This is a genomic window from Kocuria sp. CPCC 205263 (assembly GCF_040981075.1).
Classification (GTDB): domain Bacteria; phylum Actinomycetota; class Actinomycetes; order Actinomycetales; family Micrococcaceae; genus Kocuria; species Kocuria rosea.
Genome location: NZ_JAVKPV010000005.1, coordinates 311,397 through 337,348, shown reverse-complemented (window position 1 = coordinate 337,348; position 25,952 = coordinate 311,397). Strand labels below are relative to the sequence as shown.

The 25,952-nt window shown below is 74.8% G+C and carries 23 protein-coding genes and 1 pseudogene; 8 read left to right on the top strand and 16 right to left on the bottom strand.

What is annotated here, in order from left to right; all coding sequences use genetic code 11:
• Window positions 1–160: 160 nt before the first annotated feature.
• Window positions 161–628: a pantetheine-phosphate adenylyltransferase gene (coaD, locus tag RF647_RS10430; protein ID WP_368811633.1), complete on the bottom strand. Its 468-nt coding sequence runs from the start codon at window positions 626–628 to the stop codon at window positions 161–163.
• Between the two features lie 83 nt (window positions 629–711).
• On the opposite strand from coaD, the pseudogene RF647_RS10425 reads away from it, so the two are divergent.
• The 3 genes and pseudogenes from RF647_RS10425 to RF647_RS10415 form a co-directional block, all read left to right on the top strand.
• A pseudogene (locus RF647_RS10425) lies at window positions 712–1,230 on the top strand (wax ester/triacylglycerol synthase domain-containing protein); the annotation flags it as partial.
• 107 nt (window positions 1,231–1,337) lie between these two features.
• Window positions 1,338–1,973: a WS/DGAT domain-containing protein gene (locus RF647_RS10420; protein WP_368811664.1), complete on the top strand. Its 636-nt coding sequence runs from the start codon at window positions 1,338–1,340 to the stop codon at window positions 1,971–1,973.
• A 10-nt stretch (window positions 1,974–1,983) separates the two neighbouring features.
• Window positions 1,984–3,216 (top strand): aminotransferase class I/II-fold pyridoxal phosphate-dependent enzyme, encoded by a 1,233-nt coding sequence (locus tag RF647_RS10415; protein WP_368811663.1) that lies wholly within the window; start codon window positions 1,984–1,986, stop codon window positions 3,214–3,216.
• A 96-nt stretch (window positions 3,217–3,312) separates the two neighbouring features.
• Here RF647_RS10415 and RF647_RS10410 read toward each other — a convergent pair whose 3' ends face one another.
• The 5 genes from RF647_RS10410 to thiL form a co-directional block, all read right to left on the bottom strand.
• Window positions 3,313–4,638: a UDP-glucose/GDP-mannose dehydrogenase family protein gene (locus RF647_RS10410; RefSeq protein WP_368811632.1), complete on the bottom strand. Its 1,326-nt coding sequence runs from the start codon at window positions 4,636–4,638 to the stop codon at window positions 3,313–3,315.
• An 89-nt stretch (window positions 4,639–4,727) separates the two neighbouring features.
• Window positions 4,728–5,327 carry a 16S rRNA (guanine(966)-N(2))-methyltransferase RsmD gene (rsmD, locus tag RF647_RS10405; protein WP_368811631.1) on the bottom strand — a complete coding sequence of 200 codons (600 nt, stop codon included), beginning with the start codon at window positions 5,325–5,327 and terminating at the stop codon, window positions 4,728–4,730.
• A 50-nt stretch (window positions 5,328–5,377) separates the two neighbouring features.
• Entirely contained in the window at window positions 5,378–7,675 is a 2,298-nt protein-coding gene (locus RF647_RS10400) for an ATP-dependent DNA helicase RecG (protein WP_368811630.1), read from the bottom strand.
• Between the two features lie 12 nt (window positions 7,676–7,687).
• Window positions 7,688–8,614 carry a DAK2 domain-containing protein gene (locus tag RF647_RS10395; protein ID WP_109243454.1) on the bottom strand — a complete coding sequence of 309 codons (927 nt, stop codon included), beginning with the start codon at window positions 8,612–8,614 and terminating at the stop codon, window positions 7,688–7,690.
• Between the two features lie 22 nt (window positions 8,615–8,636).
• Entirely contained in the window at window positions 8,637–9,743 is a 1,107-nt protein-coding gene (thiL, locus tag RF647_RS10390; protein WP_368811629.1) for a thiamine-phosphate kinase, read from the bottom strand.
• Window positions 9,744–9,807: 64 nt separating this feature from the next.
• Here thiL and RF647_RS10385 point away from each other — a divergent pair, with 64 nt between their 5' ends.
• Together RF647_RS10385 and RF647_RS10380 are read left to right on the top strand one after the other, a co-directional pair.
• Complete coding sequence (locus RF647_RS10385; RefSeq protein ID WP_095651683.1) at window positions 9,808–10,299, top strand: DUF3515 family protein; 492 nt, start codon at window positions 9,808–9,810, stop codon at window positions 10,297–10,299.
• Window positions 10,300–10,441: 142 nt separating this feature from the next.
• Complete coding sequence (locus tag RF647_RS10380; protein WP_017833185.1) at window positions 10,442–10,747, top strand: DUF4193 domain-containing protein; 306 nt, start codon at window positions 10,442–10,444, stop codon at window positions 10,745–10,747.
• A 31-nt stretch (window positions 10,748–10,778) separates the two neighbouring features.
• Here RF647_RS10380 and RF647_RS10375 read toward each other — a convergent pair whose 3' ends face one another.
• Window positions 10,779–12,059: an ABC transporter permease gene (locus tag RF647_RS10375; RefSeq protein ID WP_035928937.1), complete on the bottom strand. Its 1,281-nt coding sequence runs from the start codon at window positions 12,057–12,059 to the stop codon at window positions 10,779–10,781.
• Window positions 12,056–12,853: an ABC transporter ATP-binding protein gene (locus RF647_RS10370; RefSeq protein ID WP_368811628.1), complete on the bottom strand. Its 798-nt coding sequence runs from the start codon at window positions 12,851–12,853 to the stop codon at window positions 12,056–12,058. Before RF647_RS10370 ends, RF647_RS10375 begins: the two co-directional genes overlap by 4 nt.
• A 482-nt stretch (window positions 12,854–13,335) precedes the next feature.
• Here RF647_RS10370 and RF647_RS10365 point away from each other — a divergent pair, with 482 nt between their 5' ends.
• Together RF647_RS10365 and RF647_RS10360 are read left to right on the top strand one after the other, a co-directional pair.
• On the top strand, window positions 13,336–14,022 hold the full coding sequence (locus RF647_RS10365; protein WP_368811627.1) for a hypothetical protein: 687 nt from the start codon (window positions 13,336–13,338) through the stop codon (window positions 14,020–14,022).
• Between the two features lie 198 nt (window positions 14,023–14,220).
• Entirely contained in the window at window positions 14,221–14,823 is a 603-nt protein-coding gene (locus RF647_RS10360) for a class F sortase (protein WP_368811626.1), read from the top strand.
• Window positions 14,824–14,857: 34 nt separating this feature from the next.
• Here RF647_RS10360 and RF647_RS10355 read toward each other — a convergent pair whose 3' ends face one another.
• The 6 genes from RF647_RS10355 to leuC form a co-directional block, all read right to left on the bottom strand.
• Window positions 14,858–15,976 carry a D-alanine--D-alanine ligase family protein gene (locus tag RF647_RS10355; protein WP_368811625.1) on the bottom strand — a complete coding sequence of 373 codons (1,119 nt, stop codon included), beginning with the start codon at window positions 15,974–15,976 and terminating at the stop codon, window positions 14,858–14,860.
• Entirely contained in the window at window positions 15,973–17,094 is a 1,122-nt protein-coding gene (locus RF647_RS10350) for an NAD(P)H-dependent glycerol-3-phosphate dehydrogenase (protein ID WP_368811624.1), read from the bottom strand. The genes RF647_RS10355 and RF647_RS10350 overlap by 4 nt, the downstream gene beginning before the upstream one ends.
• Window positions 17,091–17,840, bottom strand: a complete 750-nt coding sequence (locus tag RF647_RS10345; protein ID WP_368811623.1) for a lysophospholipid acyltransferase family protein — start codon at window positions 17,838–17,840, stop codon at window positions 17,091–17,093. Before RF647_RS10345 ends, RF647_RS10350 begins: the two co-directional genes overlap by 4 nt.
• Window positions 17,841–17,853: 13 nt before the next feature.
• Window positions 17,854–19,170: a UDP-N-acetylglucosamine 1-carboxyvinyltransferase gene (gene murA / locus RF647_RS10340; protein ID WP_095651676.1), complete on the bottom strand. Its 1,317-nt coding sequence runs from the start codon at window positions 19,168–19,170 to the stop codon at window positions 17,854–17,856.
• Between the two features lie 171 nt (window positions 19,171–19,341).
• Window positions 19,342–19,941: a 3-isopropylmalate dehydratase small subunit gene (gene leuD / locus RF647_RS10335; protein WP_109222471.1), complete on the bottom strand. Its 600-nt coding sequence runs from the start codon at window positions 19,939–19,941 to the stop codon at window positions 19,342–19,344.
• A gap of 32 nt (window positions 19,942–19,973) precedes the next feature.
• Window positions 19,974–21,476, bottom strand: coding sequence for a 3-isopropylmalate dehydratase large subunit (gene leuC / locus RF647_RS10330; protein ID WP_284563613.1), 1,503 nt, complete (start codon window positions 21,474–21,476; stop codon window positions 19,974–19,976).
• A gap of 114 nt (window positions 21,477–21,590) precedes the next feature.
• On the opposite strand from leuC, the gene RF647_RS10325 reads away from it, so the two are divergent.
• On the top strand, window positions 21,591–22,403 hold the full coding sequence (locus RF647_RS10325) for an IclR family transcriptional regulator (protein WP_368811622.1): 813 nt from the start codon (window positions 21,591–21,593) through the stop codon (window positions 22,401–22,403).
• 69 nt (window positions 22,404–22,472) lie between these two features.
• Here RF647_RS10325 and RF647_RS10320 read toward each other — a convergent pair whose 3' ends face one another.
• Entirely contained in the window at window positions 22,473–24,161 is a 1,689-nt protein-coding gene (locus tag RF647_RS10320; RefSeq protein ID WP_368811621.1) for a dynamin family protein, read from the bottom strand.
• A complete protein-coding gene (locus tag RF647_RS10315) occupies window positions 24,158–25,921 on the bottom strand; it encodes a dynamin family protein (protein ID WP_368811620.1) in 1,764 nt (587 codons plus the stop codon). Before RF647_RS10315 ends, RF647_RS10320 begins: the two co-directional genes overlap by 4 nt.
• Between the last annotated feature and the right edge of the window lie 31 nt (window positions 25,922–25,952).

Sequence of the window (25,952 nt, the reverse complement as noted above, 5' to 3'; positions counted from 1 at the left end):
CGGTGCTCGAGGTCCCGGACACCGATGGTGAGGGGCGAACTGTTCTCGCGACTGATGACTGACTCCTGGTGAAATTCTGACCGACAGACCATGTTAGCGTGCCGCCCCGCGCGTTCTCAAACGGACCGGGTCCGGGCGCGCCGGGACGGGGCGCGCCCGCTCAGCCCTGCAGGGCCCGCAGCACGGGCGCCGGCACGAACCCGGAGACGTCGCCGCCGAGGCCCTGGACCTCCTTCACGAGGGTCGAGGACAGGTGCAGGAACCGGGGGTCGCCGGGCAGGAAGACCGTCTCCACCCCCGTGAGGTGGCGGTTCATCGTGGCCATCGGCACCTCGTACTCGAAGTCCTCGCCCGAGCGCAGCCCCTTGACCAGGGCCACCGCCCCCCGCTGCGCCGCGTACTCCGCGAGCAGGCCTGCGCCCATGGGCTCCACGACGACGCCGGCGACGTCCGCGAGGCTCTCCTCCACCAGGGCCAGCCGCCGGTCCGCGTCGAAGCGGTAGCGCTTGTGCGGGTTGGTGGAGACCGCGACGACGACCTCGTCGAAGAGCGCCGCGGCGCGCGCGACGACCTCCACGTGGCCGTTGTGCAGGGGGTCGAAGGAGCCGGGGCAGATCGCTCGGTGCATGGATGCCATCCTAGGGGCGCCTCGCGCCGGGGCGGCGTACCGTGGTGGACGAGGGAGTCCTCCGGCCAGAGCGGAGCACCGACATGGGCATGCAGTGCCGCCGGGCGCGGACCGGGGAGCGGATCAGCGTCCTGGACGAGGCCAACCTGCGCGTGGAGCGGCGCGGGGTGCCCATGCACGTCGCGGCCCTGGCCCTCCTGGAGGCCGGTCCCCTGCTCGATGCCGGCGGGCGCGTCCGGCTGCCGGAGGTCCGGGAGCACGTCGAGCGGCGCCCCCGGGACGTCCGGCGGCTCCGCCGGCTGCTCGCCCGCCCCGGGGGCGGACGCCCCGTGTGGCTCGACGACCCGGTCTTCGACGTCTCCCGGCACGTGCGCAGCCGTCCGGTGCCGCCGCCCGGGGACGAGGAGAGCCTCCTCCGGGTGTGCGCCGGGATCGCCGCCGTCCCGCTGCCCCGGGACCGGCCCCTGTGGGAGCTGTGCCTGCTCCCCGGCCTCGCCGGCGACCGGGTCGGCCTGCTGATCCGGTGGCACCACGTGCTCGCCGACGGTCTCGCGGCGCTGACCCTGCTCGCGCCCCTGTTCGATCCCGCGCCCGGCGGCGCCCCGCGCGCCCCGGACGCGCCGGGTCGCCCGGGGACGGGCGGCGGCCCGCCGCCCGAGCCTGCCACGGCCCGCGCTCCGGCCCGCGCCGCGGCCCGCACCACCGGGCCGTGCTGGTGCGCGCCGACCTGGCGGCGGTCCGGGAGCGGGCCCACCGGCACGGCGGGACGGTCAACGACGTGGTGCTCACCGCCGTGGCGGGCGGCGCCCGGCGGCTGCTGGCCGCGCGCGGCGAGCTGGCCGGCGTGCCGGAGCTCACGGTGTCGGTGGCCGCCTCCGTGCGCGCTGCGGGGGACCCCGCCGGCGGCAACCGGGCCGGCGTGCGCGTCGTGGCCGTGCCCGTCGACGAGCCCGACCCTGTGGCCGGGCTGCGGCGGATCGCGGCCACCACCTCCCGGCAGCGGGCCCGCCCGCCGTACCGGCCGGGCGGCCGCCTGGCCCAGCGCTGGATGGTCCGGGTCATGGACCGGCAGCGGCTCGTCAACGTGCTGCTCAGCAACGTGCGCGGCCCCGCGGCACCCCTGCTCTTCGCGGGGGCGCCGGTGCTCGAGCTGTTCCAGCTCGGCGCCGTGCAGGGCAACCTGGCTCTCGCCGTGGGCGTCGTCTCCTACGCGGGGACCCTGGGCATCGACGTGGTGGCCGACGCCGACGTGGTGCCGGACCTCCCGGTGTTCGTCGAGGGGTTGGCCGGGACCCTCGTGCGGCTCGGCGCCGGGCCGCCGCCCGGAGCCGCCGCGGGACCCTAGACTGGCGGCCATGGATGCCACCGACGCCGCCGTCCCGTCCACGCACACGTCCGGCCCCCCGTGGGAGCGGATGGCCCGCGGGGGCGGTCTGCTGACCGGTACCGGGGAGCTCACCGGGACCGTCTTCGAGGAGATGTCGCGGCTGGCCGCGCGCACGGGCGCCGTCAACCTGGGCCAGGGTTTCCCGGACGTCGACGGGCCGCGGGAGATGCTCGACGCCGCGGCGGCCGCGCTGCACGGCGGCGGCAACCAGTACTCGCCGGTGGCGGGTCTGCCGCTGCTGCAGGAGGCCGTCGCCGCGCACCAGCACCGGTTCTACGGGATCGACCTGGACCCGGCCTCCGGGGTGGTCGTGACCGTGGGCGCGTCCGAGGGGCTGGCCGCGAGCCTGCTCGCGTTCCTGCGCCCCGGGGACGAGGTGGTCGTGTTCGAGCCGCACTACGACCTCTACGGCGCCGTGGTGGAGTTCGCCGGCGCGCGGCTGGTCACGGTCCCCCTCGAGCCGCCGCGCTTCTCCCCCGATCTCGACCGCCTCGCCGCGGCCTTCGGACCCCGCACCCGCATGGTGATCCTCAACGACCCGCACAACCCGACCGGGACGGTGTTCGACGACGCCGTCCTGGCCCGCGTGGCCGGACTCGCCGCCGAGCACGACTGCGTGGTGGTGACCGACGAGGTCTACGAGCACCTGCGCTACGCCGGCGGGCACCGGCCGCTCGCCGCACTGCCGGAGGCCTTCGAACGGACCCTCACCGTCTCCTCCGTGGGCAAGTCCTTCTCGGTCACGGGCTGGCGGGTGGGCTGGGTCAGCGGGCCGGCGCACCTCGTGGGCCCGGTGCGCGCCACGAAGGCCTATCTCACGCACAGCGCCGCCACGCCGCTGCAGATCGGGGCGGCCACCGCCCTGGGCCTGCCGGACGGGTTCTACGACCGGCTCACGGAGGACTTCCGGCGACGGCGCGACGTGCTCGTGCGGGGCCTGGCCGCGGCGGGCGCCGAGCCGTTCGAGCCGCAGGGCACGTTCTTCGTCGTGGCGGACGTTCGCGGACTGTGCGAGCGGCACGGGGTCGAGGACGCCGCGCACCTGGCCCCGGTGCTGGCCGAGCGGGCCGGCGTGGTGGGCGTGCCCGTGCCGGCCCTAGCCTCCGCGGAGCACCGGGAGATCTACGCGTCCTGGATGCGCTTCTCGTTCGGCAAGCGCCTGGACGTCCTGGAGCGGGCCGGGCGGCAGCTGGCCGGCTGAGCCCGTCCGCACGGCGGGGAGCTCGCCGCCCGCCGGCGTGCCGGCTCCCCGGCGGCGGGAAACCGGCACGCGGGGCGCCGCCCCGCGCGCCGCGGCTCAGACGGCGCTCGCCCGGCGGCCCAGGGCCCGGTAGGTGAAGCCGGCCGCGGTCCAGCGGTCGGGGTCGAGCACGTTGCGGCCGTCGAGGATCTGCGGGACGGCCACCAGCGGGTCGAGCTGCTCCGGGGTCATCGCCTTGAACTCGGCCCACTCGGTCAGCAGCACCACGACCTCGGCCCCGGTGACGGCGGCCTCGAGGGAGTCCACGTAGTCCAGGCGCGGATAGCGCTTGGCGGCGTTGGCGTTGGCCTTGGGGTCGTAGACGGCCACCTCGGCGCCGATCGAGTGCAGCCGGGCGGCGATGTCCAGGGCCGGGGAGTCGCGCACGTCGTCGGAGTCCGGCTTGAAGGCCGCCCCGAGCACGGCGACCTGCCGGCCCACCACGGTCCCGCCCAGCATCTGGGTGACCGTCTCCACCGTGTGGCCGCGGCGGCGGACGTTGATGTCGTCGACCTCCGCGAGGAAGCGCACCGACTGCTCCACCCCGAGCTCCGCGGCCCTGGCGCGCAGGGCGCGGATGTCCTTCGGCAGGCAGCCGCCGCCGAAGCCCACGCCGGCGTTGAGGAACTTGCGCCCGATCCGCTCGTCGAGGCCGATCGCGTCGGCCAGGGTGCGGATGTCCCCGCCGACCGCCTCGGTGAGCTCGGACAGGGCGTTGATGAAGGAGATCTTGGTGGCCAGGAAGGCGTTGGCCGCGACCTTGACGAGCTCGGCGGTCTCGAAGTCGGTGACGATCAGCGGGACGCCGGCCTCCAGCTGCCGGGCGTAGACCCGGCGCATCACGGCCTCGGCGGCCGGGTCCTCGGAGCCCAGCACCATCCGGTCCGGGGCCAGGGTGTCCTCCACGGCGTAGCCTTCGCGCAGGAACTCGGGGTTCCACACCAGGGACACGTCCACGCCCTGCCGCGCCGAGGCCTTCGCCAGGTCCGCCAGGCGGCGGGCGGAGCCCACGGGGACCGTGGACTTGCCGGCGATCACGCAGTCCTTCGTGGCGGCCGCGGCGATGGAGCCGACCGCGGCGTCGACGTAGCGCATGTCCGCCGCGAAGCTCCCGGCCCGCTGCGGGGTGCCGACCCCGACGAAGTGGACGTCGCCGAAGGCGCCGGCCTCCTCGTAGCTCGTGGTGAAGCGCAGCCGGCCGGTGCCCACGTGCTTGCGCAGCAGCTCGCCCAGGCCCGGCTCGTGGAAGGGCAGCTCGCCGCGGGACAGGGCGTCGACCTTCTCGGGGTCCACGTCCAGCCCCAGCACCTCGAAGCCCATCTCCGCCATCGACGCGGCGTGCGTGGCCCCCAGGTAGCCCGTTCCCAGAACCGTGATCCTCATGGACGTCCTCCGTCTCTCCCGGGCCGGGGCCCGTGCTCGATGCTGCCTGTCGAATCTTGTCAAAGGGGGTGCGCCCAGCGGCGCAGGTGTCAGTCCGGCGCGCCGAGGGACGCGGGCGATGTGACGTCCGTCTCGGCGAACCACACGGTGGTCTCCCCGTGCCGCTTCTGCTCGAAGCGGCGCAGCCCGGCCGGCCAGCCGGGCTCCGGGGACCGGGTGGAGCGCTCGACCACGAGCACCCCGCCCTCCCGTAGCCGGCCCACCAGCGGGGCGAGGACCGCGGCGAGCTCCGCCTCCGGAAGCGGGTAGGGCGGGTCGGCCAGCACGAGGTCCCACGGCCCCTCGGCGGGATCCGCGAGGTAGCCGCCCACCGCCCCGTGCCGGACCGTGACGATGTCGTCGCGCCCGAGGGCCCGGTGGACCGTCGCGGCGTTGGCGCGGCAGACCCGCGCCGCGCCTGCGTGCCGCTCCACGAGGGTCACGGCGGCCGCGCCGCGGCTCGCTGCCTCGCAGCCGAGGGCCCCGGAGCCCGCGAAGAGGTCGAGGACCCTGGCGTCCCGGAGCATGCCCCACGCCTCGAGCCGCGCGAAGAGGGACTCCTTGACCCGGTCGGTGGTGGGCCGGGTGTCCCGGCCCGGCACGGGCTGCAGGCGCAGCCCCCCGGCGGCCCCGGCGATGATCCTGCTCATGGGTGCTCCTCTCGGGTGCCCGGCGGCACGCGGCTCGGCGGCACGGGGGCTCAGCCCCGGTCCAGGAACGCCTCGGCGTCCGGGTCGAGGTAGCGCTCGATGGCCTCGGCCAGCTCGGGGTGCTCCAGCAGCTGGGGGTCCTCGCCCAGGATCGTCACGGCGTCCCGGCGGGCGCGCTCGATGAGCTCGGCGTCGTCGAGGGCCCGCAGCAGGCGCAGGGTGGAGCGGCCGCCGGACTGCGCGGCGCCGAGGATGTCGCCCTCGCGGCGCAGCTCGAGGTCCGCCCGGGCCAGCTCGAAGCCGTCCGTGGACCCGGCCACCACCTCGATCCGCTCCCGCGACGGGTGCTCGGCGGGGCGCCGGGTGACGAGCAGGCACGTCCCGGCGTGCCCGCCGCGCCCGATCCGGCCGCGCAGCTGGTGCAGCTGGGAGATGCCGAACCGGTCGGCGTCGACGATGATCATCAGCGTGGCGTTTGGCACGTCCACGCCGACCTCGACCACGGTGGTGCACACGAGCAGCTGCACGTCCCCCGCCGCGAACTCCTCCATGAGCCGGGACTTCCTGTCCGTGTCGAGCCGGCCGTGCAGCACCTCGGCGCGCACGCCGGCCAGGACGGGCTCGGCGGCCACGAGCTCGGCGAGCCAGGTGACGGACGCCATCGTCGCCTCGGACTCCTCGTCCTCGGAGGCCGCCGCGAGGGCGGACTCCGCGAGGGAGGCGTGGGGCGGGGGCTCGTCGTCGTCGCCGATCTTGGGCGCGACCACGTAGACCTGGCGGCCCGCGTCGATCTCCTCCCGGGCGCGTCGCCACAGGCGCCGCTCCCAGCCCGGGTGCTCCACGAGCCCCACGGTGTGGGTGGCGATCGGCTGCCGGCCGGCCGGGAGCTCGTCGAGGACGGAGACGTCCAGGTCGCCGAAGACGGTCATGGCCACGGTGCGCGGGATGGGGGTGGCGGTCATCACCAGCAGGTGCGGGGGCCGCCCGGCCTTGTCCCGCAGCCGGTCGCGCTGCTCGACGCCGAAGCGGTGCTGCTCGTCCACCACGACCAGTCCGAGGTCGGCGAACTGGACGACCTCGGAGAGCAGGGCGTGGGTGCCGATGACGATCCCGGCCTCCCCCGACGCGATCTGCAGCAGGGCCCGCTTGCGCGCCGCGGCGCCCATGGACCCAGTGAGCAGCACGACCTGCGTGCCGTCCGGGTCCCCGCCGAGCAGGCCGGCCTGCGCGAGCGGGCCCAGGGAGCGGACCACGGAGCCGTGGTGCTGGGCGGCGAGCACCTCGGTGGGGGCCAGCAGCGCCGCCTGCGCGCCGGTGTCCACGACCTGCAGCATCGCGCGCAGGGCCACGAGCGTCTTGCCCGAGCCGACGTCGCCCTGGAGCAGCCGGTTCATGGGACGGGTGCCCGCGAGCTCCGCGGCGAGCTGTTCCCCCACAGTCCGCTGCCCGGCGGTGAGCTCGAAGGGCAGCCCGGCGTCGAACCGCGCGAGCACCCCTGCGGGGACGCCCGGGCGGGCGGTGGTGGGGTGGGCGGCGAGCTCGGCGCGGCGGCGGGCCAGGGCGCACTGGAGCAGGAACGCCTCCTGGTAGCGGAACCGGCGGCGCGCCTCCCCGTGCGCCCGGGTGTCCCTCGGGCGGTGGACCTGCCAGTACGCCTCCTCGAGCCCCATGAGCCCCTCCCGCTCCCGGATCCCGTCCGGCAGCGGGTCCGGGACGGCCCCGAAGTCCACGACGGGCAGCAGCGAGTGCACGGCGCGGGCGATCTTGTCCGTGGTCAGCTTGGCCGTGGCCGGGTAGATCGGGATGGGCCGGCCGGCGCGCTCCTCGGCGGTCTCCCCGGCCTCCGGGGCGTCCGGGTCGAGGATCGCGTAGTGCGGGTTCGTCATGGTCACGCCGCCGTTGTACAGCCCGACCTTCCCGGAGAACAGGGCGTGCGTTCCGGGGGGCAGGTCCCTGGCGGCGGTCCAGGCGTTGAAGAAGCTCAGCCGCATCGTCCGGCCCGGGCCCGGGTCGCCGTCCGCGAAGAGCCGCTGCGGGTCGGAGGAGACGCGGTCCGTGATCACCACGTCCGTGATGGACCCGCGCCGCGAGCGCATCTGGCGGGTGGAGGCGTGCACGACCTCGGCCACGATGGTGACCTGCTGGTCGATGCGCAGCTCCGAGAACGGGGTGAGCTCGCCCCGCGGCATGTACCGGCGGGGGAAGTGGTCGAGCAGCTGCCCGATCGTGGACACCGAGAGCTGCCGGGCCAGCTGGTCGGCCGTGGTCCGCCCCAGCAGCCGGGCCAGCGGCTGGTCGAGCTCGGGGACCGGGTCGGGGAACGCCCCGCCGCCGTGGGTCGGGGTCATCTCAGGGGTGCCTCATCCGTCCGCCTCCGAGAGGGAGGTCACCGTGAGGTTGACGGCCTTGCCGCGGGCGCCGATCACCGTGAGGGCGTCCTCGGGCCGCGGCACGTGGACGTGCACGCGCCAGCGGTAGCCGTCACCCGTCTCGGTCACCGCGCTCATGATCACGCTGGTGCCCACCTCGCTGAGCTCGTGGCGCAGCTCCGCGGCGTCCAGCGGGGTCAGCTCCACGGTGCACATCACCTCCACGCCGCCGTGCACGGTGTGCGGGGCGTCCTCGGCGCCGGCGGCCCGGGCCGCGGCGGCGTCGATCAGCGCGTCGAGGGCGTTCTCGTCGCCGGCGTCGTCGCCGCCCACGGTGCGGGCCAGGGCGTCGAAGACCACGAGCATGCCCAGGGCGCCGGCGTCGACCGTGCCGGTCTCGCGCAGGATCTCGAGCTGGTCCGGCGTGACGAGGACCGCGGCGCGGGCGGCGGTGCTGACGCCGGCCAGGAACTCCTTGAGCTGCTGGTTGGACCCGTCCTCCACGCCCTGCGGCACGGGCACGGCGGCGGCGGCCTCCAGGACGGAGAGCATGGTCCCGTCCACGGGGTCCGTCAGGACGCTCCAGGCGCGCACGTGGCCGGCGTGCAGGGCCAGCCGGACGGACTCGGCGCTCATCCTGGTGCTCCCCTCGAGGGAGCGGCCCACGGCCGTGAGGAAGACGGAGAACAGGGTGCCCGAGTTGCCGCGGGCCTCCTCGAGGGCGGCCTGGCCGGCGAGGGAGAGCAGCTCCCCGACGTCGCCGGTCTCGAGCACGGCGGCGGCCTCGGCGGCGGCGCGCACGGTGGTCGCGAGGTTGGTCCCGGTGTCGGCGTCCGCGACCGGGAAGACGTTGAGGGCGTTCAGGACGGGGCTGTGGCGCACGAGATCACGGTGGGCCAGGTCGAGCCACCGTCGCATGACGGCCGCGTTCGATCCGATCCTATGGTTCAAAGTGATCCCATCCTTCGCCGACCGGGTGCCCGAGAGCGAGGTGCGGCGCTCGTCCGTCGAGCAGCACCCCGGGGAGGGTGTCGTCGTGCGCGGGGGGCGCGGGCGCACACGAGCCTATCGCACGGAACATCCCCGGCAGCGGCACGCCCCGGGGGAAGACGGCGAGCAGCCCGTGGTCCTCGCCCCCGGTCAGCACCCAGTCGCGGGGGTCCGCGCCGAGCAGCCGGGCGGCCGGGCGCAGGGGCTCGGCGAGGCCTGCCACGGCCGCGCCGTCGAGGTCGACGACGACCCCGCTGGCGGCAGCGACCCGCCCGGCGTCGCGGAGCAGGCCGTCGGAGAGGTCGATCATCGCGGTGGCCCCGGCGCGGGCGGCCGCGGGGCCGGCGGTCACCGGGGCGCACGGCCGCAGCTGCGCCGCCGCGAGCCCGTCCAGGAGCGCGTCCCGGCCGGGCCGGTAGCGGCGGTCCTCGAGCAGCGCCACGCCCGCGGCCGCCCGCCCGGTGGTCCCGGCGAGCGCCACCGTGCCGCCCTCGCCCGCTCCGGAGCGGCGCACCGGGTCCCGGCCCTCGAGGTCGCCCGTCACCGTGGCGGTGACCGACAGCTCCCGGCCGGCGCCCAGGTCCCCGCCGACCACGGCGCAGCGGTCCGCGCCCATGGCCTCGAACCCGGCCACGAGGCCGCGGGCGAAGTCCTCGGGCCAGGACACGGGCGTGCCCGGCGGCAGGGTGAGCGAGACGACGGCGGCCGACGGGACGGCGCCCATCGCGGCGACGTCCGCGAGGTTCTGCGCCGCGCACTTCACCCCGGTGTCGTAGCCCGTGGTGACCGCGCCGCCGGTCCAGGCGAGCCGGAAGTCCTGGTCCTGCACCTGGGTGTCCGTGGTGATCACGTACCGCCCGTCCGGGGCCGCGACCACGGCGCAGTCGTCGCCGGGGCCGAGCAGCACCAGGTCCGCTCCGGGGCGGGGGGCGGCGGGGCGCAGGAGCAGCGGGAGCACCCGGGCCAGCAGCTCGGCCTCGGAGAGGTCCCCGACGGTGGGCCCCGGACCGGGCGGGGCGTCGGGCACGGGGGACAGCTCCGCTGGGGGTCGGGTCATGGCGCTCATCCTAACGACGGCCCCGGACGCGGGAACGGGCTCCCCCGAGGATTACGCTGGGGGCATGCCCTCGCCCTCCCTGTCCCGATCCGCCCGTGCCCTGCTGGGGGCGGGAGCCCTGGTGGCGGTCCTCGCGGGGTGCTCCCCCGCCGTCACCGTGGACCCCGCCGAGAACGCCGCCGACCCGGGGTGCGCCCCGGCGATGCTGGCCATGCCGGAGACCGTCGGCGAGCACGAGAGGCGCGAGACCACCAGCCAGGCCACCACGGCCTACGGCGAGCCCACGGCGGCGGTCGTGCGGTGCGGCGTGACCCCGCCGGGGCCCACCACGGACGCCTGCTCGTCCGTCAACGACGTCGACTGGCTGATCCGCCAGGACGAGGACGGGAGCACCTGGACCGCCACGACCTACGGCCGGGACCCGGCCGTCGAGGTGGTCTTCGACAGCACCGCTGTGGCCTCCTCCACCCTGCTGGTCGAACTGGGGTCCGCGGTGGAGCAGATCCCCGCCGAGCGCCGGTGCCTGGACCTCCAGGACACCGTGGAGGGCCTCTGAGCCGGGGCCGGACGGAGGGGTCCGCCCCCTCCCCCGGGACGTCCCGGGGGCTCGGGAATAGGCCCGTGCCCCGCCCGGTTGTGGCGTGGACACGCACGCGAGCCCACCACGCCCCACCACCACGCCAGAAGGAGGCACATCCGTGGCCACCGATTACGACGAGCCCCGCGTCAAGCCCGAGGACGAGCCCGCCAACGAGTCCCTCGAGGTGATCCAGGCGCAGCGCAGCGCCACCGCGCAGAGCCCGGCGATCGACGTCGACGACTCGGACACGGCGGAGGGCATCGACCTGCCGGGGGCGGACCTGTCCCAGGAGGAGCTGCTCATCCAGGTGGTGCCCGAGCAGGACGACGAGTTCACCTGCATGTCCTGCTTCCTGGTCCGCCACCGCAGCCAGCTCGCCCGCGAGCAGGACGGCGCCCGGTACTGCATCGAGTGCGAGGGCTGACGGCCGCGGCACCCGCCCCGGGCCCGCCCGGTCACTCGTGGCGCAGGGAGGCGATGGGGTCCTTCCGCGCGGCCCGGACGGCGGGGATCGTCCCGGCCAGGAACGCGATCCCCATGACCGAGAGCACGATCAGGGCCACCCGCCACGACTCGAACGCGAACAGCGACAGCCCCGGCAGCCCGGACAGGAACCCGTCGGCCAGCGCCCCGCTCAGGGCCGACCCGCCGACGACGCCCGTGACGGCGCCGACGACCGCCCCGAGGAACCCGATGAAGACGGCCTCGAGGGAGAACAGGCCGAAGACCCTGCCCCCGCTCATGCCCATGGCCTTCATCAGGCCGATCTCCCGGGTCCGCTCCTGGACCGACATCAGCAGGGTGTTGACGATGCCGAGCCCGGCGGCCACGAGCGCGATGACGGCGCAGGCGTTGAGGATCCACACGATGGCGTTGATGACGGCGCGGAACATGCCGAGCTGGTCCTCGACGGTGAGCCCGAGCATGTCCTGCTCCTCCAGCCGCGCCTGGATCCCGGGGGCCAGGGCCATGTCCTCGACCGTGACCGTGGCCATCGCGAAGCTCTCCGGGACCTCCTCCGGGACGCCGCTGACCTGGTAGTCGTAGAGCCGCTCGTTGAACGTGTCCGACGGGATGGGGTTCAGGGAGGTCCCGACGAGACTGGCCTGCGTCACCCCGGAGATCGTGGCGGGGAACGCCCGGTCCTGCTCCGCCATGTTGGTCATGACCACGTCGACGCGGCCTCCGACGGCCTCCTGCGCGGAGGAGAAGCCCAGGTCGGCGACCCAGCTGTCGGGGACCGCGATCTCGTCCCGGCCCGCGGCGGGCGCTCCTCCGGCCACCATCTGCAGGCCCACGGCGTCGACGGGGATCCCCGGGGAGAGCTGGAAGCGGCTGCCGTCGGCGGCCTCCAGGTAGGTGGGGGCCACGGAGTACATCGGCTTCACGGAGCGCACGCCGTCCAGGTCCTCGATGACCTCGATGTCCTCGGGGGTCAGCCCTTCGAAGGACACGCCGAACCCCGTGCGGATCCGGGTGGTGTCCGGGTCGTACTCCCGCGGGCCCGAGGTCGAGGACAGCTCGATGAGGGGCTGCGACTTCTGGACGTAGAGCGCGTCGGCGTCGCCGAACGCCGCCACGGTGTCGTCGATGTACCGGTTCACCCCGGTGCCCATGCCGGAGGTGAGGGTCAGGGCGAACGCACCGATGAAGACGGCGAGCACGGTCAGGGTGGCGCGGATCCTGGCGCGCGCGGTGTTGGCGACCGCGGAGGCCAGCAGGTCGGACCACCTCACCGGGCACCTCCGACCGCTCCGACGACGACCTCGTCGTCCGCGCCGGCGTCGTCCCCTCCGGCGTCGTCCCCTCCTGCGTCCTGCGCCCCGGCGGCGGGGGCCTGCCGGGGTGGAGGGGCGTCCACGACGAGACCGTCGTGCAGGTGCACCTGGCGTCCGCAGCGCCGGGCGAGGTCCTCGTCGTGGGTGACGACGACGAGCGTGATGCCGCGCTCCCGGTGGAGCTCGAGCAGGAGGTCCTGGACCACCGCGCCGGTGGCCGAGTCGAGGTTACCCGTGGGCTCGTCGGCGAAGATCACGGAGGGGTCGTTGACCAGGGCCCGGGCGATCGCGACCCGCTGCTTCTGCCCGCCCGACAGGTCGGCGGCACGGCTGGAGGCCTTCTCCGCCACGTCCAGGCGCTCCAGCACGTCTAGGGCGCGGCGCCGGCGCGCTCCGGGGCGGACCCCGGCGATCCGCAGCGGAAGCACCACGTTCTCCAGGACCGTCTGGTCCGGGGTCAGGTAGAACTGCTGGAACACGAACCCGAACGCGGCGTTGCGCGTCTCGTTGAGCTCACGGGCCGTCATCGACGCCGCCGGCCTGCCGTCCAGGGACACCGTGCCGCGGGTGGGCGCGTCGAGCAGCGCGAGCAGGTGCATCAGGGTCGACTTGCCCGAGCCGGACTTCCCGACGACGGCGACGGACTCCCCGTGCCGGATGCGCAGGTCCACGCCCCGTAGCGCGGCGAAACGGGTGTCCCCCCGGCCGTAGATCTTGACCAGGTTCTCGGCCTCGAGCACCGCGGACGTCATCGAATTCCCCCTGTCGGGGCGACCGTCCCCCCCGGACGGCCGCCGCGGGACCACGTCCCTCCCCCATCATGTGCGCAAGCGAATGGTGGCGGCGACCCGATCCGTGTCCCCACTAGTGCTGTCCCGTGACCCGCGCGGACCGGGACGGCCGGCGACGACACCCGCGGCGGACCGGTCACGAGGGGGCCGGAGGCGCTCGCCGGGTCCGGTGCCGAAGGCCGGGACTCCTCCCGTCACGTAACAGTTCACCCTTGCTAATGCCGGGATGTGGACGATAGTTAACAGCACAGCTGTTCTTCGGCAGGGGGGTTCCGGCTCCGCAGGACGGGCGCACGCCCCGTCCGCGCCGAACGACGAGCGGCACGACGTGACGGGGGTCCGTCCGCGCGGGGGCGCGGCAAGGACCCCGGTGGGGCCGTGCGGCGCGCTGGCGGTCCTGGGGTGGGCCCGGGCCGACTACGGAGTACAGGAGACGCATCGACATGACAACTACGAGAAGACTGGCCGTTGCCGGTGCCTCGGCGACCGTGCTGGTGGGGGGCCTGTTCCTGGGCGTCCCGGCGGCCGTCGCGGCACCGGGCGACGCCCCACCGGGCGCGGCCGCATCCACCGAGGTGGCCGGTGCCGTGGCGGAGCTGCCGGCCGCGGCGCCCGCGGACGTCCCGGTCGCCGAGGTCCTGGTCGCCGAGGCGGCTCCGCCCGCACCGGCGGAGGTCCCGGTCGCCGAGCCCGCACCGGTCGTCGCCGACGTGGCGGCGCCCGAGCTGCCGGCCGCGGCCCTCGCGGACGTCCCGGTCGCCGCGCCCGTGGACGTCCCGGCTGCCGCGCCCGTGGACGTGCCGGCCGCCGAGGTGGTCCTGCCCGCACCGGCGGAGGCGCCGGCGCCGTTCGTCGCCGACGTGGCGCCGGAGGCACCGGCGCTGTCCGACGCGGCACCCGCCGCGCCGGCCGCAGCCGCGGTCCAGCAGGCGGTGGCCCCGGAGCTCGCGCCCCAGGAGGCAGCCGCCGGGGCCGCGAACCCGGGGCTCAACGTGGACACCCGCCTCACCGCGGCCCCGATGGGGCAGGCAGCCGGCGCCGGTCTGCTCACGGCGCTGCTCGCGGCGGCAGTGGCCCTTCCCGGTGCGCTCGCGTACCGGGCCCGGAGGCTCGGGCGCAGCGGCGCCTGAGCCGCGTGCCGTGCCGGTGGCGCCCGCGGGGCGGCGCCGGCACGGCACCGCACCCGGCGCGCCCGCGCCGGACGGCTCGGGCCGGTGCAGATCGCGCCGGGCCGGGTTAGGTCAGAACGTGCCGGGCCGGGTGAGGACCGGCCGCGGCGGAACGCGCCGGGTCGGAGAACAGGTCAGGTCGGAGGAGGACAGCACAGCATGGCAACGAGCACCGTGGCGGGACCGCCGCGCCCCGTCCCGGCCGAGGAGAGGGATCCCCTGGCCCGGCGGGCGGCGGTGGTGACGCTGTGCGCCGCCGTGCTGTGGGTGGCGCTCATGAACCAGTGGTTCCTCGCCCAGCACCTCCTGGGGCACGTGCCGGCCGCGGCGTCGCCGGTGCGCCTGAGCATCGACTCGGTCGGCTTCGACGCCGACGTGCTCCCCTACGACCCGACCGACGAGGACCTCGAAGGCGGGTCGCTCGTGCCGCCGCAGACCTACAGCGGCTACCGGCTCACGCCGTACGGGATGCCCGGCGAGGGGTCGACGAACACCACGTACATCGCGGGGCACAGCTACGACAAGGTGGAGCTGCCCTTCAACAAGCTGAGCGACCCGGCCCTGGTCGGGGAGGAGCTCGAGGTCGAGACCGTGGACGGGACCCTCGACTACGTGGTGGACTCGGTGACCACCTACGAGAAGGACACGCTGAAGGACAGCGAGATCTGGCGGATCGTCCCGAACCGCATCGTCCTGATCAGCTGCTACACCCAGGACGCGGTCGGCAAGAACGTCGTCGTCACCGCGTCGCCCGCTCCGTGAGCCGGGGGCTCCGCCCCCGGTGGCGTGCCGCGGCTCAGCGCAGCCCGACCGGCCGTTCCAGGGCGAGGCCCAGGAGCTCGTCGATCAGCTCGGCGTAGTCGAGCCCGGAGGCGGCCCACATCCGGGGGTACATCGATATCGGCGTGAACCCGGGCATCGTGTTGATCTCGTTGATGACCACCCGCCCGTCGGGGGTGTAGAAGAAGTCGGCCCGGCACAGGCCCTCCCCGTCCAGCGCCTCGAACGCGGTCACGGCGCTGCGGCGGATCGTCCCGATCGCCTCCTGCGGCAGGTCAGCGGGGCAGCTGAGCCGCGCGGAGGCCTGGGAGACGTACTTCGCCTCGAAGTCGTAGAACGCGTGCTCGTCGACGATCTCGATCTCGCCGGGCATGGAGGTCCGGGCGGCGGCGGTCCCGCGGCCCTGGAGGACGGCGCACTCGATCTCCCGCCCCACGATCCCCGCCTCGACCACCAGCTTGCGGTCGTGCTCGCGGGCGGTCTCGATCGCGGAGTCCAGATCCTCGGCGCGCTCCACCTTCGTGATGCCGAAGGAGGACCCCGCCCGGGCGGGCTTGACGAACACGGGGAAGCCCAGTGCGGCGATGCGCTCGCGCACGTCCTGGGGGTCCACGGTCCACTGCCGGTCGGTCACCACGGTGTAGGGGCCCACCGCCAGGCCCGCAGCCTCGAAGGCGAGCTTCATGAAGTGCTTGTCCATCCCCACCGCGGAGGCCGTGACGCCGCAGCCCACGTAGCGCAGGTCGGCGAGCTCGAGCAGACCCTGCAGGGTGCCGTCCTCGCCGAAGGGCCCGTGCAGCAGGGGCAGCACCACGTCGATGTGCCGGTCCCGGCTGACGGTCTGTCCGCAGGGACCGTCCTGGCGCACGATGAGCTCGCTCTCCCCGACCTTCAGCGGCAGGCTCACGAGCTCGTCGCCCACGGGCAGCTCGGCGATCGGGTTCGCGTCCAGCAGTGCCTCCAGCTCCTCCTGCGGGCAGAGGAACCACTCGCCGGAGGTGGCGATGCCGACGGTCACCACGTCCCACTTGTCCCGGTCGATGGCGCGCAGGACCCCGAGGGCGGTGATGAGGGAGATGGAGTGCTCGCTGGAGCGTCCGCCGAACAGCACGGCGACGCAGGGGCGGGGGGTCATGGGGCGGTCCCTTCGGATTTGATCTCGCGGCCCAGCAGGAGCGGGGCCACGTCGTCGATGGTGATCTCCTCGCGGAGGATGGCCACGACGGCCTCGGTGATGGGCATGTCCACGCCGTGGCGGCGGGCCAGGGCGAGCACGGCGGGGGCGGACTTGATGCCCTCGGCGGTCTGGGTCATCTCCTCCTGGACCTCCGCCGGGGTGAGGCCCAGGCCGAGGAGCCGGCCCGCGGTGCGGTTGCGGGACAGCGGGGAGGAGCAGGTGGCCACGAGGTCGCCCAGTCCGGCGAGGCCGGAGAGGGTCTCCAGCCTCCCGCCGAGGGCGAGCGCGAGCCGGGTCGTCTCGGCGAGCCCGCGGGTGATGATGGAGGCCTTGGAGTTCTCCCCGAAGTGGCGGCCGTCGGCGATGCCCACCCCGAGGGCGATGACGTTCTTGACGACGCCGCCGATCTCGGTGCCCACCACGTCCGTGTTCGTGTAGGGGCGGAAGTAGCGGGTGCGGCAGGCGTGGGCCACCCAGGTGGCCAGGTCCGCGGCGGGGGCCGCCACGACGGAGGCCGTGGGCTGCTCCTCGGCGATCTCCATGGCCAGGTTGGGTCCGGACAGCACGCACGTGCGCGCCCGCCAGTGCCGGGGACCCAGCCCGGTGGCCCGTCCCAGCTCCTCGGCGACGACCTCGCTCATCCGCAGCCCCGTGTCCCGCTCGAGACCCTTGGCCAGGGACAGCACCACGGCGTCGCGCTCGAGGTGCCCGGCCACGGCGGTCAGCTGGGCGCGCAGGGACTGGGCGGGCACGGCGAGGACCACGAGGTCCGCGCCGCGCACGGCGGCGGCGAGGTCGGCGGTGATCTCCAGGCGCTCGGGCAGCCGGATGCCGGGCACGTAGCGGTCGTTGACGCGGGTGCGCGCGGTGTGTTCCATCGCGGGGGCGCTGCGTCCCCACAGGGCCACGGTCCGCCCGATCGGCTCGGCCCGGGCGTGGGCGGACTCACGGGCGCTGTCGGCGAGGATCTTGGCGAAGGTCGTGCCCCAGGACCCGGCGCCCAGCACGGCGATCCTCCGCGGCCCGGCGGCGGGCAGGCCGCCAGCAGGGGCCGCGGCGGTCTCGGGGGGCGTCACAGGCGGCCTCCCCGGCGCCGGTCCCAGAGGGCGGCCGGCGCGTCCGTGCCGCGCAGCACCGCGAGCTCCTGGGTCACGGCGCGCATGACGGCGTCGGTGGCGTCCTCGAGTCGCGCCGCGTGGCGGCCCACCGGATGGGTCAGGTCGGGGACGTCGTCCCGCCACGGGGTGAGGTCCACGGGCGGGCCGATCCGCACGCGCACGTCCTTCCGGGGGAACAGGCTGACCGTGCGCCGGCCGGTGGAGCGGTCGTGGTCGAGGACCTCCTGGTCCCCCCAGTGCGCCACCGGGACCACCGGGGCCCCGGTCGCGAGGGCCAGGCGCGCGGCGCCCGTGTGCCCGGTCATCGGCCACCGGTCGGGGTCCCGGGTGAGGGTGCCCTCGGGGTAGATCACCACGGCGCCGCCGGAGGCGAGCTCGGCGCGGGCGGCCGTGAGCGCCGCCGCGGCGTCGGCCGTGCCGCGCAGCACGGGGACCTGGCCGGTGGCCCGGAGCACCGTCCCCACCCCGGGGGCGCGGAACAGGGACTCCTTCGCCAGGAACCTCGGCATGATCCCGTTGTCGTAGAGCGTGATCGCGACCGTCAGGGGATCGAGCTCGGTGAGGTGGTTGGGCACCACGATGAACCCGCCCTCGGCGGGCAGGTGCTCCTCCCCCGTCCAGCCCAGCCGGGCCACCAGCCGGTAGGCCGGCTTGACGACGCCCGCGAGCACGCGGAAAAGGCGGCGGTTCGAGGTGCGGCTCATCGGCGGGCCCGGCTCACTCGCCGTCGAGCTCGAAGGAGGCCCCGAGCCCCGTCAGCTTGTCGGTGAAGTGCTCGTAGCCGCGCTCGATGAGCTCCACGCCCGTGACGTGGGACGTGCCCTCGGCGGCCATCGCCGCGATGAGGTGGGAGAAGCCGCCGCGGAGGTCGGGGATGTTGATCTCGGAGGCCTGCAGCGGGGTGGGCCCGGAGATCACGGCCGAGTGCACGAAGTTGCGCTGGCCGAAGCGGCACGGCACGGAGCCCAGGCACTCGCGGTGCAGCTGGATCGTGGCCCCCATCCGATTGAGGGCGGCGGTGAAGCCGAAGCGGTTCTCGTAGACGGTCTCGTGCACGATGGACACGCCCGTGGCCTGGGTCAGGGCGACCACGAGCGGCTGCTGCCAGTCGGTCATGAAGCCGGGGTGGACGTCGGTCTCCACGATGAGCGGGTTGAGGTCCCCGCCGGGGTGGTAGAAGCGGATGCCCTCCTCCCGGATGTCGAGGCCCCCGCCGATCTTGCGGAACGTGTTGAGGAAGGTCATCATGTCGGACTGCCGGGCCCCGGCCACGAAGATGTCGCCGCCGGTGGCGAGCGCGGCGGAGCCCCAGGAGGCGGCCTCGATGCGGTCGGGCATGGCGCGGTGCCGGTAGCCGGTGAGCTCGGGGACGCCCTCGATGCGGATCACCCGGTCGGTCTGGACGGTGATGATGGCGCCCATCTTCTGCAGGATCGCGATGAGGTCCATGATCTCGGGCTCGGTGGCGGCGCCGCGCAGCTCGGTGTGGCCGTCGGCCCGGGTGGCGGTGAGCAGCACCTGCTCGGTCGCGCCGACCGAGGGGTAGGGCAGCTCCACCTTGGCGCCGTGCAGGCCGTGCGGGGCGCTCATCCGGATCCCGGACTCCAGCTTCTCGACACGGGCGCCGAAGTGGCGCAGCACGTCGAGGTGGTAGTTGATGGGCCGGTCGCCGATCTTGCACCCGCCGAGGTCGGGGATGAACGCCTCGCCGATGGCGTGCAGCAGGGGCCCGCACAGCAGGATCGGGATCCGGGAGTCCCCGGCGTGGGCGTCGATGTCCGCGTGCCGCGCCGTGGTGACGTTGCAGGGGTCCAGTGACAGCCGGCCGTCCTCGCGCCCCACGTCGACCCCGTGCAGCGCCAGCAGGTTGGTGACGACCTGGACGTCCTTGATCTGGGGCACGTTCTCCAGGACGGACGGTGTGGAGCCCAGGAGGGCGGCCACCATGGCCTTGGGGACGAGGTTCTTGGCACCTCGCACGGTGACCTGCCCGGACAGGGGGATTCCGCCCGTGATGTGCAGTGCGCTGCTCATGACCTTCCGATCTGCTGTTGCCGGGCCACCCCCGAGCGGGAGCGGCACCCGTACAGTGTAGGTTCCCCGGCGCGGGCCCCCGCACAGGGGCGGGCGTCGTGCGTGTCCGGGACAGCACGACGGCCCGGCGGGCCGTGGGGGCTCCGCCGGGCCGTGCCGGGCGTGACGAGGTCAGGTGCGGGCGGGCAGCGTGGTCGGCTTGAAGGCGGGACGGCCCGCCTCGAACGCGGCGATGTCCTCCTCGCGCTGGAGGGTGAGGCCGATGTCGTCGAGGCCCTCCATGAGGCGCCAGCGCGTGTAGTCGTCGATCGAGAACGGCACGGTGACCGTGTCGCACGTCACCGTGCGGGACTCGAGGTCGACCTCGATCTCGGTGCCGGGGTGCTCCTCGATCAGCTTCCACAGCAGCTCGACGTCCGCCTGGTCGACCTGCGCGGCCAGCAGCCCCTGCTTGCCAGAGTTGCCGCGGAAGATGTCCGCGAACCGGGAGGAGATGACGGCCTGGAAGCCGTAGTCGCGCAGCGCCCACACCGCGTGCTCCCGGGAGGAGCCGGTGCCAAAGTCGGGCCCGGCCACCAGCACGGAGCCGTGCCGGTACGGCTCCCGGTTGAGCACGAAGTCCTCGTTCTTGCGCCAGGCGGCGAACAGGGCGTCCTCGAAGCCGGTCTTGGTGATCCGCTTGAGGTAGACGGCCGGGATGATCTGGTCGGTGTCCACGTTGGACTGGCGCAGCGGGACGCCGACACCCCGGTGGGTGGTGAACTTCTCCATGGCAGGGCCTTTCTGGGCTTCGGGTCGAGGGCTCAGGCGCCGGCGGACGCGAGGTCCGTGGGGGCGCCGGCGGGCTCGAGGTCGGACGGGGAGGACAGCGTGCCGCGCACCGCGGTGGCGGCGGCCACCACGGGCGAGACGAGGTGGGTGCGCCCGCCCTTGCCCTGCCGGCCCTCGAAGTTGCGGTTCGACGTCGAGGCGCACCGCTCGCCGGGGGCGAGCTGGTCCGGGTTCATGCCCAGGCACATCGAGCAGCCCGCGAAGCGCCAGTCCGCGCCGAAGTCCTTGAACACCCGGTCCAGGCCCTCGGCCTCGGCCTGCAGCCGCACCTTGGCCGAGCCCGGCACCACCATCATCCGGACGTTCTGCGCCTTGGCGCGGCCCTTGACGATCTCCGCCGCCGCCCGCAGGTCCTCGATCCGGGAGTTGGTGCAGGAGCCCAGGAAGACGGTGTCCACCGGGATCTCCTTCATCGGGGTGCCGGCGGCCAGGCCCATGTACTCGAGGGCCCGGCGGGCGTTGGCCTTGTCGTTCTCGTCCCCGATGTCCTCGGGGTCGGGGACGGACTGGGACAGCGGGACGCCCTGGCCGGGGTTGGTGCCCCAGGTGACGAACGGCTCGAGCTCGTCCGCGTCGAGGAAGACCTCGGCGTCGAAGACGGCGTCCTCGTCGGTGCGCAGGGTCCGCCAGTACTCGACGGCCGCGTCCCAGTCGGCGCCCTGCGGCGCGTGCGGGCGGCCCTGGACGTAGTCGAACGTGGTGTCGTCGGGGGCGATCATGCCCGCGCGGGCGCCGGCCTCGATCGACATGTTGCAGATGGTCATCCGGGCCTCCATGGACAGGGCGCGGATGGCCGAGCCCCGGTACTCCAGGACGTAGCCCTGTCCGCCGCCGGTACCGATCTTGGCGATCACGGCCAGGATGATGTCCTTGGCGGACACCCCCGGGCGCAGCGTGCCCTCGACGTTGATGGCCATGGTCCGGAACGGGGCGAGCGGCAGCGTCTGGGTGGCCATCACGTGCTCGACCTCTGAGGTGCCGATGCCGAAGGCCAGGGCGCCGAACGCGCCGTGGGTGGAGGTGTGGGAGTCGCCGCAGACCACGGTCATCCCGGGCTGGGTGAGGCCCAGCTGGGGGCCCACCACGTGCACGATGCCCTGCTCGGCGTCCCCGAGCGGGTGCAGGCGCACGCCGAACTCGGCGCAGTTGGCCCGCAGGGTCTCGATCTGCTTGCGGGACGTGTCGTCGGCGATGCGGGAGAAGATGTCCTGCGTGGGCGTGTTGTGGTCCTCGGTGGCGATCGTGAGCTCGGGTCGGCGCAGCGGGCGGCCCGCCAGGCGCAGCCCCTCGAAGGCCTGCGGCGAGGTGACCTCGTGGAGCAGGTGGAGGTCGATGTAGAGCAGGTCCGGCCGCCCGTCCTCGCCCTGGCGCACGAGGTGGTCCGCCCAGACCTTCTCGGCGAGGGTGCGCCCGCCCCGGGGTCCGGAGGGTGCGGCGGAGGTCGTGGAGGGGGTCGAGGACTGGTAGTCCGGCATGGCGGATCCTTCCGTGCTGCCTGTGCAACGTGTTTCCTCCATGGTCGGCGCCCGGCTCGCGACGGGCCAGCTTTCGGGCTTGCTTCTCACATTCTGAGACGTCAGTATCAGTGCATGGACACATCTGGACACATGGATCCGTCCGGCGCCCCGCTCGGCACGCCGCTCGGCGGGCAGGGCACCGGGGAGTCGCTCGCGCTGACCGCGACCACCGCGCCCAGCGGGGTGGGGGTGGTCGACAAGGCCGCGATGATCCTCGACGCCCTCGAGGCGGGGCCGGCGACGCTGGCCCAGCTGGTGAGCGCCACGGGCCTCGCCCGGCCCACCGTGCACCGGCTGGCCGTGGCACTGGCCCACCACCGGTTCGTGGGACGGGACATCCAGGGCCGGTTCGTGCTCGGCTCCCGGCTCGTGGAGCTGGCGTCCGCGGCCGGCGAGGACCGCCTGATCGCGGCCGCCGGCCCCGTCCTGATGAACCTGCGGGACGCCACCGGGGAGTCCGCGCAGATCTTCCGCCGGCAGGGCGACTGGCGCGTGTGCGTGGCCTCCGCCGAGCGGCCGATCGGGCTGCGGGACACGATCCCGGTGGGCACGCAGCTGTCGATGAAGGCGGGCTCCGCCGCGCAGGTGCTCGTCGCGTGGGAGGACCACGACCGCCTGCTCGACGGCCTGCGCCACGCGCGGTTCTCCGCGACCGTGCTGGCCGGGGTGCGCCGCCGGGGCTGGGCGCAGTCGCTGGGCGAGCGCGAACCGGGCATCGCCTCCGTCTCGGCCCCGGTGCGCGGGCCCTCGGGCCGGGTGATCGCCGCGGTGTCGATCTCCGGGCCGATCGAACGGCTCACCCGCCAGCCGGGCCGGCTGCACGCCGAGGTCGTGGTGCAGGCCGCGCGCCAGCTCACGGAGGCGGTCCGGGCCACCACCCAGTAGCCGGGCGCCGGCGGCCCCCGCCCCTCCGTCCCCCGCCGTGCGGCGGGGGACGCTCCGCGGCCGCCGCGCTCAGCCGCGCAGGACGGCCAGCGCCCTCCGGAAGGCGGCGAAGGCCTCGAGCTCCGCCCGCACGGGGTCGACGACGGTGCGCCGGGCGGTCTCGGCCACCGACTCGCGCAGTCGGCGCCGCACCGAGCGCTCCCGCATCCGGGCGCCGAAGCCGGCGAGGATCCGGCCGGTCAGGGCCGTGAAGATCCCGAGCACCACCCCGGCGAGGACGAGCAGCGTGGGCACGGGCAGCGGGAAGCCCTCCACGTACGGGGGCGGCGGGACGGGGATCTGGAACCACTCGAGCAGGAACAGGCCCAGGAGCCACAGCAGACCCGCGACCACCGCGAGCATCGCGAGCCACTGGACGACGTCGAGGACGAGCCACCACCAGGAGTTCCGCCCGGCCCGGAAGTCGGTGCGGGCGACGGCCTGGTCGATCGCGTCCGGCAGCCTCTGCTCGTGGGTGCGCGCGGCCTGCCGGACCGACCGGGTCCACGGTTCGGCGGCCCCGTCCGCGGCGTCGTGGGCGAAGGTGCGCACCGCGGAGTCGGCCGCAGCCCGCTGGGCGGCGCCCATGGGCGGCAGGGACGTGCGGTTGACCTCGGGGTTCACGGTCCCGCCCCGGTCGAGGTTCAGCCGACGCATCGGGTCCTTGCGGAACCTCAGCAGCCACCGGGTGGGGATCCACCCCGTGTGCCCCGCCGCGTGCAGGGCGTAGGACCTCCCGGCGGCCCGGGCGATCCCGGGCACGTTGGCGGCCTGCGCCAGGCCGTCGGTGAGCCGCTCCTGCGCCTGCTCGGTGATCCCGGCAGGCTCCCCGTCCCCGGAGGCCTCGGCGAGCAGCGCGGCGGCGTCGTCCACGTCGGCGTCGAGCCGGGCGCCGGCCGCCGCCCGGGTGTCGGCCATCTGGCGGATCCGCGCGCGGAGGGCCTCGACGCCCTCCCCCGTCACCGCGGAGACGGCCACCGGCTTCGACAGCCCCGTGGTGGGCAGCCCGTCCTGGGCCACGAGCTCCTCGAGGGAGGCCATCACGGCGGGGACCTCGGCAGCCGGCAGCCGGTCCACCTGGTTCATCACCACCATGGTCACGGCCCCGTGGCGGGCCAGCGGCGCGATGAACTCCTGGTGGATGACCGCGTCGGCGTACTTCTGCGGGTCCACGACCCACACCACGACGTCGACCATGCCGACGAGGCGCTGCACGATGGTGCGGTGGTGCAGGCTCACGGAGTCGAAGTCCGGCAGGTCGAGCAGGATCAGCCCGCCGGGCGCCTCCGCGGCGGGCGCGCCCGTGATCCGCTCCTTGACGCGCGTCCACCGGCCGGCGTCCGCGTGCCCGGTGGGCAGGGGCGTGTCGACGTGGTGGCGCTGGGTGACGCCGAGCCAGTCCAGCAGGGCCTCGCTGCCCGGCTCCCCCCAGACGGCGGCCAGCGGCTCGGAGGTGGTGGGGCGGCGGGCGGCGGCCCGGGCGATGTCCCGTCCCACGACCGCGTTGAACAGGGTGGACTTCCCGGACCCGGTCGCCCCGAAGAAGCCCACCACGGTGTGGTCGGCGGACAGGGAGCGCCGCTCGGCGGCGCGGTCCAGGACGGTGCGGGACGCCGCCACGGCCTCGTCGTCGAGCCGGCCGGAGGCCAGCTCCGTGGCGCGCGCGAGCGCGGTGAGCCGTTCGGAGAGGCTCGGCGCCGCCTGCCGGGCGGGGCTCATGCGCTCTCCCCCAGCGTCCGCCCCGCGGCGCGGATGCGCTCGGCCACGGCCACGAGCTCGTCGGCCTCCGGGTGCCCGTCTAGGACGTCGAGGCGCCGCAGGAACACGGACGCCTGCTGGTCCATGACCGTGTGGATCCGGGACTCGAGGTTCTTGCGGGCGTCCTCGGCCATCCGCCGCACGGCGTCCTCCCCGAAGACCGCCTCGAGCAGCTTGGTGCCCACCACGCCGGAGCCGCCGGCGATGCCGACCTCCAGCCCGGTGAGCCCGCCCGTCATGGAGAACACGCCGATCATGAGGATCACGGTGAGCGCGTTCACGCCCAGCGACATGGCCCGCGCCCTGGTCCGCTTGTCCGCGCCCTCGCGCTGGATCAGCTCCATGAGGTCGCCCTGCCAGGCGCGCACCTGCTCGGCCGTGCGCTCGCGGAAGTCCGGGGGCAGCGAGCCGAGGTCGGACCCGCCGAGCAGGACCCGGCCCGCGGGCTCGTCCAGCCAGCGGCGCTCCGCGGTCTCGGAGGCGCGCGCGGCCTCCTCCACGATCACGGTCTGCAGACCGGTCTCGATGGCCTCCTCGACCTGGACCTCGGGTGCCGGCCTCCCGCTGAAGAAGGCGGTGAGCCGGTCCCGCATCCGGCCGATCCCGGCCTCGAGGTTGCGGAAGAACTCGCCGGTGCCCACGAAGTCCTGCCAGCGGGCGAGGACCTCGCCGCGCAGCAGGGTCCCGTCCCGGGTCGACTCGATGACGGCGGCGAGCGCCTCGTCGAAGGCGCGGTCCACGTCGTGGCGCAGCTGCGCCTCGACGCGGTGCTGGGAGAGCACCGCCGTCCCGGCCGCGCCGGTGCGCTCGGCGATGGAGCGGACCGCGCCGCCGAGGGTCCGGCGGGCGATCTCCGAGCGGGAGGCGGCGTTGCGCCCCAGTTCGGCCAGGAAGTCCACCACGGGGGCGACGACGTGGGGCGGGAGCATGCCCATCTCGTTGAGCGGTGACTCCGGGACGGTGAACACCGGGGCGTCCTCGAGGCCCTGCTCGGCGAGCATCCGCCGGAGGTCGTGCTCGATCTCGGCCTCGAGCCCGTGCGGGACCCGGTCGAGGACCACGGCCACCGTGATGTCCCGCTGGGCGGCCTCGACGAGCAGCCGCCACGGCACGGCGTCGGCGTAGCGGTTCGCGGTGGTCACGAACAGCCACAGGTCGGCGGCGGCCAGCAGCTGCCCCGCGAGCCGGCGGTTCTCGTCGGAGATCGAGTCGACGTCCGGGGCGTCGAGCAGCGCGACGCCCTCGGGGATCCGCGGCTCGGCGAGCAGCACGAGGGCCTGGCCGTCCGCGGTGCCGGGCAGCGCGGACGGGGAGGCGGTGTCCGCGGCGGTCGAGCCGGCGGGGATGACCTTCCGCGCGTGGATCCGGCTCAGGTGCGGGAGCACCCGCTGGGTCGAGAACGCCTCGGCGTCGCGCGGGTGGTGGATCAGGATGGGCTGCCGGGTGGTCGGGCGGATGGCCCCGGACCGGGTCACGGGGTGCCCCACGACCGCGTTGACCAGGGCCGACTTGCCGGCGCCCGTGGAGCCGCCGACCACCGCGAGCAGCGGCGCGTCGAGGGAGCGCACCCGGGGCAGCACGTAGTCGTCGAGCTGGGCGACGGCACGGTCGATGTCCTCGCGCTCGCGCAGCACGTCGGTCGTGGACAGCGGAAGGGTCGACGCCGCGAGCAGCGCCCGCGCGTCCTCGAGGGCGCTCAGAATCTCTGTCTGGTCGGTCACAGGGACATTGTGCCAGTCAGCCTGCTGTGCA

Coding starts and splice junctions, on each gene's coding strand:
- coaD (WP_368811633.1), bottom strand. CDS start 628: ATGCACCGAGCGATCTGCCCCGGCTCCTTCGACCCCCTGCACAACGGC.
- RF647_RS10415 (WP_368811663.1), top strand. CDS start 1,984: ATGGATGCCACCGACGCCGCCGTCCCGTCCACGCACACGTCCGGCCCC.
- RF647_RS10410 (WP_368811632.1), bottom strand. CDS start 4,638: ATGAGGATCACGGTTCTGGGAACGGGCTACCTGGGGGCCACGCACGCC.
- rsmD (WP_368811631.1), bottom strand. CDS start 5,327: ATGAGCAGGATCATCGCCGGGGCCGCCGGGGGGCTGCGCCTGCAGCCC.
- RF647_RS10400 (WP_368811630.1), bottom strand. CDS start 7,675: ATGACCCCGACCCACGGCGGCGGGGCGTTCCCCGACCCGGTCCCCGAG.
- RF647_RS10395 (WP_109243454.1), bottom strand. CDS start 8,614: ATGCGACGGTGGCTCGACCTGGCCCACCGTGATCTCGTGCGCCACAGC.
- thiL (WP_368811629.1), bottom strand. CDS start 9,743: ATGACCCGACCCCCAGCGGAGCTGTCCCCCGTGCCCGACGCCCCGCCC.
- RF647_RS10385 (WP_095651683.1), top strand. CDS start 9,808: ATGCCCTCGCCCTCCCTGTCCCGATCCGCCCGTGCCCTGCTGGGGGCG.
- RF647_RS10370 (WP_368811628.1), bottom strand. CDS start 12,853: ATGACGTCCGCGGTGCTCGAGGCCGAGAACCTGGTCAAGATCTACGGC.
- RF647_RS10365 (WP_368811627.1), top strand. CDS start 13,336: ATGACAACTACGAGAAGACTGGCCGTTGCCGGTGCCTCGGCGACCGTG.
- RF647_RS10360 (WP_368811626.1), top strand. CDS start 14,221: ATGGCAACGAGCACCGTGGCGGGACCGCCGCGCCCCGTCCCGGCCGAG.
- RF647_RS10355 (WP_368811625.1), bottom strand. CDS start 15,976: ATGACCCCCCGCCCCTGCGTCGCCGTGCTGTTCGGCGGACGCTCCAGC.
- RF647_RS10345 (WP_368811623.1), bottom strand. CDS start 17,840: ATGAGCCGCACCTCGAACCGCCGCCTTTTCCGCGTGCTCGCGGGCGTC.
- murA (WP_095651676.1), bottom strand. CDS start 19,170: ATGAGCAGCGCACTGCACATCACGGGCGGAATCCCCCTGTCCGGGCAG.
- leuD (WP_109222471.1), bottom strand. CDS start 19,941: ATGGAGAAGTTCACCACCCACCGGGGTGTCGGCGTCCCGCTGCGCCAG.
- leuC (WP_284563613.1), bottom strand. CDS start 21,476: ATGCCGGACTACCAGTCCTCGACCCCCTCCACGACCTCCGCCGCACCC.
- RF647_RS10325 (WP_368811622.1), top strand. CDS start 21,591: ATGGACACATCTGGACACATGGATCCGTCCGGCGCCCCGCTCGGCACG.
- RF647_RS10320 (WP_368811621.1), bottom strand. CDS start 24,161: ATGAGCCCCGCCCGGCAGGCGGCGCCGAGCCTCTCCGAACGGCTCACC.